1 protein-coding gene and 2 pseudogenes are annotated in these 2,794 nt (G+C 75.3%); all 3 read right to left on the reverse strand.

The window, feature by feature from the left end; all coding sequences use genetic code 11:
• Positions 1-188 (reverse strand): annotated as a pseudogene (locus E1165_RS28385) (putative glycolipid-binding domain-containing protein); the annotation flags it as partial.
• Between the two features lie 97 nt (positions 189-285).
• A complete protein-coding gene (locus tag E1165_RS28390; RefSeq protein WP_371687410.1) occupies positions 286-1,956 on the reverse strand; it encodes a DEAD/DEAH box helicase in 1,671 nt (556 codons plus the stop codon).
• Between the two features lie 194 nt (positions 1,957-2,150).
• Positions 2,151-2,794: pseudogene (locus tag E1165_RS30270) on the reverse strand (hypothetical protein); the annotation flags it as partial.

Below are 2,794 nucleotides of genomic sequence, written 5' to 3' on the forward strand. Positions count from 1 at the left end.
CCCTCGGCCTCCACCTCCAGCGAGGTGGTCGCCCCGCCCGCGCCGACGGTCAGCCGGTAGCGGCAGGTGAAGCCCACCGGATCGACGGCGAGTTGCGTCCCGTGCGCGGTGAGCCCGGGGCCGTCGGCGACGATGGCGTGCTCAGCGCCGCCGCTGCCCGTCCGGCTCCAGAAGAGTGACCTCGGCATGCTCCGGACGTTACGCCAAGCGGGCTTGCGCCGGCAGCGCATGCGGCAACGCCGCCGCGGAGCGTGCTCCGCGGCGGCGTTGCGGTGTCCGGGTGGCTCAGTGGGTACGCGCCGGCGGCCGGCCGCCGAAACCACGCCGGTCGTCGCGCGGCCGGTCGTCGCGGCTGCGCCCCTCGGGACGGAACCCGCCCCGGCGCTCGCTGCCGCGCTGCTCGCCACCGAAGCGGCGTTCGCCCTGCGGTCGGTCGCCGAAGCGCTGCTCGCCACCGAAGCGGCGTTCGCCCTGCGGTCGGTCGCCGAAGCGCTGCTCGCCACCGAAGCGGCGTTCGCCCTGCGGCCGGTCGCCGAAGCGCCGTTCCCCGGTGGGGCGGTCGAAGCCACGCTGGCCCCGATCGCCGAGGGAGCGGTCGCCGTAACGGCGTTCGCCCCGGCTGTCGCGGTCGCCGTGGCGCCGGTCCCCGGCGGGGCGGTCGCCGTAGCGGCGGCCCGCGGCGCGGCGCGGCTCCGGCTCGTCGCGGACCGGGACGCCGCTGGGCTCACGCGCGCCGGTCAGCTCGGCCAGGGCCGGGTCACCGGCCCGGACCCGGGCCTGCGCGGGTTCGACGCCCGCCTTCTCCATCATGGCCAGGGTGGTGCGGCGCTGCTTCGGCAACACCAGAGTGGCCACCGCGCCCGACTCGCCCGCCCGGGCGGTACGGCCGGCGCGGTGCAGGTAGTCCTTCGGGTCCTTCGGCGGATCCACGTGCAGCACCAGGGAGACCCCGTCGACGTGGATGCCCCGGGCAGCCACGTCGGTGGCGACCAGGACGTCCATCCGGCCCTCACGGAACTCGGCGAGGGTCTTGGTACGCATCCGCTGGGTCTTGCCGCCGTGCAGCCCGCCGGCCCGTACGCCCACGGCGGCGAGCTGCTCGACCAGCCGGTCGACGCCGAGCTGGGTACGCGCGAAGAGCATCGTCCGGCCGGCGCGGGCCGCGATCGAGGCCGCCACGGCGAACTTGTCGTGCGGCGGGATCAGCAGCAGGTGGTGGTCCATGGTGGACACGGACGCGGTCGACGGGGCGGTGGAGTGGGTCACCGGGTCGGTCATGAACCGCTTGACCAGTGAGTCCACGTCCCCGTCCAGCGTGGCCGAGAAGAGCAGCCGCTGGGCGTTCGTGGGCGTCTTCGCCAGCAGTTCGGTGACCTCGGGCAGGAAGCCCATGTCGGCCATCTGGTCGGCCTCGTCGAGCACGGTCACCTCGACGTCGTCCAGGACGCAGACACCCCGCGCGATCAGGTCGCCGAGCCGACCCGGGGTGGCCACCACGATCTCCACACCCCGGCGCAGCGCGTCGATCTGCCGGTCGTACGGGACGCCGCCGACGGCGGTCTTGAGGAAGATCCCGACGGCCTTGCCGAGCGGCATCAGGGCGTCGTTGACCTGCATGGCGAGTTCCCGGGTGGGAACCAGCACCAGGGCTCGCGGGTGCAGCGGGCGGGCCCGGTTGCGGTCGGCGAGTCGGGCGATGATCGGCAGGCCGAAGGCGAGGGTCTTGCCGGAGCCGGTCTGGCCTCGGCCGAGCACGTCCCGGCCGGCCAGGGCGTCGGGCAGGGTCGCCCGCTGGATCTCGAACGGGGTGGTGATCCCCTGCCGGGCGAGCGTGTCGACCAGCCGGCGGGGCAGGCCCAGGGCGGCGAAGTCGACGGCCGCTTCGACGGTAGGGGTGTCCTCGACCGGCAGGTCGGGGGCGGACGGAGTGGTGCCGGGATTAGTGGAGATGGTCAAGAAAAACCTTTCGAGCGGGGCGCATCTTCGCGATGGCCTGCCGCAGCTCCACGCCGCCGATTCGCCCGCAAGATCGCCCATGGGCGTGCGCCACGCACGCCGGGTCAGTGATCCTCACCAGTGTACGGCGATCCGGTGACACCGGCAGCGGGCCGCGAGCGAGTAGTGGGCGGATTCACCCCCGCCCTTCGGCCTCACTTGTCGATCAGGTTGCCGACGAGCCCGTCCATGGCGTCGCCGGCCAGCAGGACCACCAGCACACTCATCGCCACCAGCAGGACGAGGGAGGTGGCCAGGACCACCACGACCCGGGTGGTCCGGGACTTCTCCACCGTCGGGTTGTCCGCCCAGCCCTGGGCCAGGATGTGTCCGGTCAGCGAGCCGGAGTTCTCCAGTGGGTTGCCGGCCGGGAAGGCGATCGTGGCGGCGCTTGGCGCGTCGCCGCCGTAGGCGATGGTGGCCAGGTCCGGGCCGCCGTGGTAGGGCGTGCCGGGCTGGCCGGGACCGTCGGCCGGCGCGTTCCGGGGCCCGCCGTGGGTGGTGGGCGTCGCCGGGCTCCCGGCCGGCGCCCACGGTGCGGCCGGCACCGCCGCGGCGGCCCGGGCGGGTGGCGCGGAGACGGGCGCGGCGGCGGCCCGGGCGGGTGGCGCGGAGACGGGTGATGCGGCCCGGACCGGCGCTGCGCCCGCCGCACCTGCCGGATCGGGGGCACCGGCGAAACCGGCCGGTCTGGCGGAACCGCGGGCGGCGGACGGGCCAACCGACCCGGCGGAACCGGTCGGCCCGGCACCGGCGGGCACGGCAGGCGGCGGCGGGAACGGTGGCGCCGGCATCGGTC

It is taken from the genome of Micromonospora sp. KC723, from assembly GCF_004348595.1.
Classification (GTDB): Bacteria; Actinomycetota; Actinomycetes; order Mycobacteriales; family Micromonosporaceae; genus Micromonospora.